General features: G+C 70.5%; 5 protein-coding genes. 1 reads left to right on the top strand and 4 read right to left on the bottom strand.

Annotated elements, in window-relative coordinates; genetic code table 11:
* Positions 1–91: 91 nt before the first annotated feature.
* The 4 genes from ACF08W_RS12430 to ACF08W_RS12415 all read right to left on the bottom strand — a co-directional run bounded on the left by ACF08W_RS12430 (position 92) and on the right by ACF08W_RS12415 (position 5,126).
* The gene (locus tag ACF08W_RS12430; RefSeq protein ID WP_392279229.1) at positions 92–1,528 is read right to left on the bottom strand and encodes an AI-2E family transporter; all 1,437 of its coding nucleotides are present in this window, start codon (positions 1,526–1,528) and stop codon (positions 92–94) included.
* A gap of 135 nt (positions 1,529–1,663) precedes the next feature.
* Positions 1,664–2,359: a transglycosylase SLT domain-containing protein gene (locus ACF08W_RS12425; protein WP_352273360.1), complete on the bottom strand. Its 696-nt coding sequence runs from the start codon at positions 2,357–2,359 to the stop codon at positions 1,664–1,666.
* A 387-nt stretch (positions 2,360–2,746) separates the two neighbouring features.
* Positions 2,747–4,069 (bottom strand): PhoH family protein, encoded by a 1,323-nt coding sequence (locus ACF08W_RS12420; RefSeq protein WP_352273361.1) that lies wholly within the window; start codon positions 4,067–4,069, stop codon positions 2,747–2,749.
* A 295-nt stretch (positions 4,070–4,364) separates the two neighbouring features.
* Entirely contained in the window at positions 4,365–5,126 is a 762-nt protein-coding gene (locus tag ACF08W_RS12415) for an isoprenyl transferase (RefSeq protein ID WP_352273621.1), read from the bottom strand.
* A 202-nt stretch (positions 5,127–5,328) separates the two neighbouring features.
* Between ACF08W_RS12415 and mgrA the strand changes: the two genes are divergently transcribed.
* On the top strand, positions 5,329–6,369 hold the full coding sequence (mgrA, locus tag ACF08W_RS12410; protein ID WP_392279228.1) for an L-glyceraldehyde 3-phosphate reductase: 1,041 nt from the start codon (positions 5,329–5,331) through the stop codon (positions 6,367–6,369).
* Positions 6,370–6,447: the final 78 nt, after the last annotated feature.

Raw genomic sequence — 6,447 nt, 5'->3', positions numbered from 1 at the left:
GCGGTGAGTTCCTAGACAGTTCCCACCCCACCGGAGGTCTTCGCCATGTTCAAGACCAGACCAGTGTCAACAACGCTCGTGATCAATACACCTAGGACCTGTCCTGGGCGTCCTTCGCGTCACCCTCGCCGTCGTCGCGTCCGGCGGGGCCGGGCGGTGCGCCGGGGGCCGGTGTCGGGGCGATGTCGTGCGCGGTCGCCCCGTGCGGCGGCGGGGCGTGGCGCAGGGCCTCCTCCTGCCCGTACGCCCGCAGATAGCCGACCACCGTGTTGGTGACCGCGACCAGCGGCACCGCGACGACCGCGCCGCCGATGCCCGCCATCAGGCCGCCCGCCGCGACCGAGAGGACCACGGCCAGCGGATGCACCCGCACCGCGCGCCCCAGGATGAACGGCTGGAGCACATGGCCCTCGATCTGCTGCACCGCGAGCACCACGGCCAGCACCATCAGCGCGGTGAACACGCCCTGGGTGACCAGCGCGACGACCACCGCCAGCGCCCCGGAGATCACCGCTCCGACCAGCGGGATGAAGGCGAAGAGGAAGATGAAGACGGCCAGCGGCACCGCCATCGGCACATCGAGGAAGAAAATCCCGAGCCCGATGAAGAACGCGTCGATCAGCGCGACTATGACGGTGCCCCGCACATAGGCGGTCAGCGTCCGCCAGGCCCGCGGCCCGGCCCCCGCGACACCCGGCCGGGCCTGGGCGGGCACCAGCTTCAGCACCCAGTGCCAGATGCGCCGGCCGTCGTAGAGCAGGAAGAGCGTCGAGAACATCGCCAGCAGCATCCCGGTGAGGACCTCCACCATGACGGTGACGCCCTGGAGTCCGGCCGTGGTGATCTGCTCGGTGTTGGTGCCGATGGTGTCGCTGAGGTTCTTGGCGACGTCGTTGATCTGCTGCTCGGTGACGTGGAAGGGGCTGTCGAGCAGCCAGTGCTTCAACTCCTCGATCCCCGTCTGCACCTTGTCGGAGAGGGTGTCGAGGTTGTCCATGACCTGCCAGACCACGAACCAGCCGACCAGGCCCATGATGACGAAGCCGAGCACCGCCGTGACGGCGGTCGCCAGTCCGCGCGGCAGCCCGCGCCGCCGCAGCCGGGCGACGGTCGGCTGGAGCAGGGCGGTGACGAGCAGGGCGGCGACGAAGGCCAGCACCACGAGCTGGACGGCGCTGATGATCCACATCAGCACCCAGAGGGTGCCCGCGAGGACCAGCAGCCGCCAGCCCGCCTCGGCCGCGACCCGCATCCCCCAGGGGATCGCCGCGACCGGATCGGGCCGGGCGGCGACGGAGGGCGCGTACGAGGGCGGCGGCGGCACCCGGTCCCTCGCGGCGGCGGGAGCGGGCTCCTCCGCCTCGTCCCGGACGGCCGGGACGTCGGCCAGGACCGCGCCCGGGACGTCCACCGCCCCGGGCGGGGGCGGCTCCCTGCGCTCGGTGTCGGCTCTGCGCCGCTCCAGCCGGTCGCCCAGCTCGGTCAGTTCGCCGCCCAGCCGGGAGAGCCACCCCGGAAGTTTCGACATGTGCGTTCCTCTTCCCCCGTCATCTCGCCGCCGCTCCCCGACCGGGCCGCGGGAACCGACCGTACACGCGTGAAGCCCCCCACCGTAGAACGGCGAGGGGCTTCGTGGCGCTGGGAACCCGGAACCTCGGGGGTTCTAGTACCAGTTGTGCTGCTGCCAGAAGGACCAGGCACCACACGGGCTGCCGTAGCGCCCGTTCATGTAGTTGAGGCCCCACTTGATCTGGGTGGCCGGGTTGGTCTGCCAGTCGGCACCGGCGGAGGCCATCTTGGAGCCGGGCAGCGCCTGCACCAGACCGTAGGCGCCGGAGGACGGGTTGGACGCCCGGTAGTTCCACGTGGACTCGTGGTTCACGATGTTGCTGAAGCACTGGAACTGGTCGGCGGGGACCATCTGCCGCGCGATCGCCTGGACGTCGGCGGCGGAGTACGAGCCCTGCGTGGCGAAGCTGGAGGCGCTGCGGACGGACGAACGGTTGGCCCGCTCCTCCTTCTCCTTGCGCTCCTGCTCGACCCGCTGCTCGGCGGCCGCCTTCTTGGACTTGGCGTCCTTGGCGGCCTGGATGCGGGCCGCCTCCTCCACGGACTTCTTCGCGGCGGCGTCGGCCGCCGACGCCTGGGCGTCGGCCTGCTGCGTCAGCGAAGCGGTCTGTACCTGGGCCTGCTGGCCCGCGGGAATGTCTGCGAGCAGCGTGGTGTCGGCTGCGGTCGCCTCGAAGTTGTTGTCATCGACAGCGGGAGTGCTGCCCGACGCAACGCCCACGACGGCGCCAACGGTGGTTACGGCGGTGGCGGATGCCACGGCGAACCCCCGGACCGAGATCCGGCTCACACGGTGTCCTTCCAGCATCGTCCGCTTAGGTGACCTCGCGGACGCAATCGTGCCCCTGACGCTGGCCTCCCTACTGCTTGGGTCACGGGAGGCACGGGCCCGGTGGGCGACTCCCGGAGGAGCGCCGCGTGGTACTCGCGGGCGGCATACGGACGGCGTCTGTTGAGTTGTGCGGTGCATGGCACCTCGAAAGGTGCGGGTGTGCCGTATGCGGGGCCTGACGGAAGCAAGACTCTGCCGGAACGGCACGCCGGGAAGCAATTCTCTGTTGCGTGTGAAAGCTCACACCTCGTTTGGAGCAGACGATTCACGGAAACGCCGCCGTGACGCGACGCCGCCCGGCTAAGCTGCTTCGCTCGCCGGGCGGCACCAGGTTCACATCCCCGGTCAGATCTGCCCTTCCTCCAGCATTTCGGTCACCAGGGCGGCGATCTGCGAACGCTCGGAGCGGGTGAGGGTGACGTGCGCGAAGAGCGGATGCCCCTTCAGCTTCTCGACCACGGCGACGACTCCGTCGTACCGGCCGACCCGGAGGTTGTCCCGCTGCGCCACGTCGTGGGTGAGGATCACCCGGGAGTTGGCCCCGATCCGGGACAACACGGTCAGCAGGACGTTCCGTTCGAGCGACTGCGCCTCGTCGACGATCACGAAGGCGTCGTGCAGCGAGCGGCCCCGGATGTGGGTGAGCGGCAGGATCTCCAGCATCCCGCGCCCCAGCACCTCCTCGATGACCTCGCGCCCGGCGACCGCCGAGAGCGTGTCGAAGACGGCCTGTGCCCAGGGGCTCATCTTCTCGGCCTCGGTGCCGGGGAGGTAGCCCAGCTCCTGCCCGCCGACCGCGTACAGCGGGCGGAAGACCATCACCTTCCGGTGCTGCCTGCGCTCCAGGACGGCTTCGAGACCGGCGCAGAGCGCCAGCGCCGACTTGCCGGTGCCGGCCCGGCCGCCCAGCGACACGATGCCGACCTCCTGGTCGAGGAGGAGGTCGAGCGCGATGCGCTGCTCGGCGCTGCGGCCGTGGATGCCGAACGCCTCCCGGTCGCCCCGGACCAGGCGGACGTTGCCCTCGGCGGTGACCCGGCCGAGCGCCTTGCCGCGCTCGGACTGGAGGACCAGCCCGGTGTGCACGGGCAGTTCGGCGGCCTCGGGGACGTACAGCGTCTCCTCGCCGTAGAGCAGGTCCACCTGCTCGCCGGAGAGGGAGAGCTCCGCCATGCCCGTCCAGCCGGAGTCGGTGATGGCGAGCTCGGCGCGGTACTCCTCGGCGAGGAGGCCGACCGAGGACGCCTTGATGCGCAGGGGCAGGTCCTTGGAGACGACCGTGACGTCGTACCCCTCGGCCTGGAGGTTGCGCGCGACCGCGAGGATCCGTGAGTCGTTGTCCCCCAACCGGTAACCGGCGGGCAGTACGCCGGGGTCGGAGTGGTTCAGTTCGACGCGCAGCGTGCCGCCCAGCTCCCCGAGGGGGATCGGGGCGTCGAGCCGGCCGTACCGGATGCGGAAGTCGTCCAACAGGCGCAGGGCCTGCCGGGCGAAGTACCCGAGCTCCGGGTGGTGGCGTTTGGCCTCCAGTTCCGTGACCACGACGATCGGGAGCACGACCTCGTGCTCGTCGAAGCGGGTCATGGCGTTCGGATCGGCCAGCAGGACGCTGGTGTCGAGAACATAGGTGCGCCTGTCGGGCATGCGGCGCTTTGAGCTGGTCACCACGGAAGGACGTACCCCCTCGGACGAGGTTGGGGTGCGACGGCGTCGCGGAGCATCCCAATGGGAGAGGAATGACCGGGCAGGGACCCCGATGCACGGGCCGGGCACCGGCCCTCCGCGTCGGCCGCGTCGTTCTTACGGTCCTTCGTGTGCAAAGGGCCTCCCCGGCGAGCGGACTCCATGCCGCTCACTTGGACACGACGTCCGCCTGGTTCCTGACCGGACGTCGACCTGTCTGGGGTATTCCCTCGAACAACCGAAGCCATGCCGCCCGGGACGGGCGGGCCGTGTGTGGCGCTCAGCCGCCGTAGCGGCGCCCCCGGGCGGCGTAGTCGCGCAGCGCGCGGAGGAAGTCGACCTTCCGGAAGGCCGGCCAGAAGACCTCGCAGAAGTAGTACTCGGAGTGCGCGGTCTGCCAGAGCATGAAACCGGACAGCCGCTGCTCGCCGCTGGTGCGGATGACCAGGTCGGGGTCGGGCTGGCCCCGGGTGTAGAGGTGCTCGGAGATCATGTCGGTGGAGACGATCTCGGCCAGGTCCTCGAAGGAGGTGCCCTTGGCGGAGTGGTCCAGCAGCAGCGAGCGGACCGCGTCGGCGATCTCCTGGCGTCCGCCGTAGCCGACGGCGACGTTGACCAGTATCCCGTCGACGTCGAGGGTGGCCTGCTCGGCCTCCTTGAGCACGATCTGGGTGTGGGAGGGCAGCAGGTCGAGCGTGCCGACGTGGTGGACCCGCCAGCGGCCGTCCGCCGCGAGGTCGCGCACGGTGTTCTCGATGATCCCGAGGAGCGGCTTCAGCTCGGACTCGGGGCGGTCGAAGTTGTCGGTGGAGAGCAGCCAGAGCGTGACGACCTCGACGTCCGTCTCGCTGCACCAGCCGAGCAGGTCCTTGATCTTGTCCGCGCCCGCCTGGTGCCCCTGCGCGGCCGTCCCGCCGGACGCCTTCGCCCAGCGCCGGTTGCCGTCGAGGATGACGCCGATGTGCTTGGGCACCTGGGTGAGGTCGAGCCGGGCCTCCACCCGGCGCGCGTAGAGCCCGTACACCAGGTCGCGCAAGTTCACTGAGTTCACCCTCTCGGTTCCGTGCGGGCCCGACCGCCCCCCGCTGCCCGGGTCCGGGGCCGTCCCCCCTGGGGTCGCCGCACCCGCCCGCGGGGCGCGTCGCCCCGCCGTGCCGTGGTGGTCCCCGAAGCCGCCACATTACTGCGCGGGCGGTGCACCGGCCCAACCTGGTCTGTCACAAGTCCGTGATAAGCAGAGAAACGTGACTGATTCTTCCTTTCCCCACCGGGCCTCCGACACCCGATACGACTCCATGGAGTACCGCCGCACCGGCCGCAGCGGTCTCAAGCTGCCCGCCGTCTCCCTCGGCCTCTGGCACAACTTCGGCGACGACCGCACGCTGGACTCCCAGCGGGCGATCCTGCGCCGCGCCTTCGACCTCGGGGTGACCCACTTCGACCTGGCCAACAACTACGGGCCGCCGCCCGGCTCCGCCGAGCTGAACTTCGGCAAGATCTTCCGCCAGGACTTCACGCCGTACCGGGACGAGCTGATCGTCTCCACCAAGGCGGGGTACGAGATGCACCCCGGCCCTTACGGCGAATGGGGCTCCCGCAAGTACCTGCTGTCGTCGCTCGACGCCTCGCTGAACCGGATGGGCCTCGACTACGTCGACATCTTCTACTCGCACCGCTTCGACCCGGAGACCCCGCTGGAGGAGACGATGGGGGCGCTCGCCTCCGCCGTCCAGCAGGGCAAGGCGCTGTACGTGGGCGTCTCCTCGTACAACGCGGAGCAGACCGCCGAGGCCGCCCGGCTGCTGCGGGAGATGGGCGTACCGGCGCTGATCCACCAGCCGTCCTACTCGATGATCAACCGCTGGGTCGAGGACGACGGGCTGCTCGACACGCTGGAGGCGGCCGGCATGGGCTGCATCTCCTTCGTTCCGCTCGCCCAGGGCCTGCTCACGGGGAAGTACCTGAAGGGCATCCCGGAGGGCTCCCGGGCCACCCAGGGCAAGTCGCTGGACCCGGCGCTGCTCTCGGACGAGGTGGTGCGCCGGCTCAACGGGCTGAACGGGATCGCCGAGCGGCGCGGCCAGTCGCTCGCCCAGCTGGCGCTGTGCTGGGTGCTGCGCGACAGCCGTATGACGTCCGCGCTGATCGGCGCGTCGAGCGTGGCGCAGCTGGAGGAGAACGTGGCGGCGCTCGCCGGGCCGCCGCTGACCGAGGCGGAGCTGAAAGAGATCGACACCTTCGCCGTGGACACCGCGGGCACCAACATCTGGGCCGGTCGGGGCTGACGGGACGGGCGGTTTCCCGGGGCCGGTGCGGCCGGTGCCGCGGGCCCGAAAAAACGGGCCGGTCCGTGGGGGGGGATA

Origin of the sequence: Streptomyces sp. NPDC015144 (assembly GCF_043079735.1) — a bacterium.
In the GTDB taxonomy this organism is placed as follows: Bacteria; Actinomycetota; Actinomycetes; order Streptomycetales; family Streptomycetaceae; genus Streptomyces.
This window is presented reverse-complemented; position numbering and strand designations above follow the sequence as displayed.

Coding starts and splice junctions, on each gene's coding strand:
- ACF08W_RS12430 (WP_392279229.1), bottom strand. CDS start 1,528: ATGTCGAAACTTCCGGGGTGGCTCTCCCGGCTGGGCGGCGAACTGACC.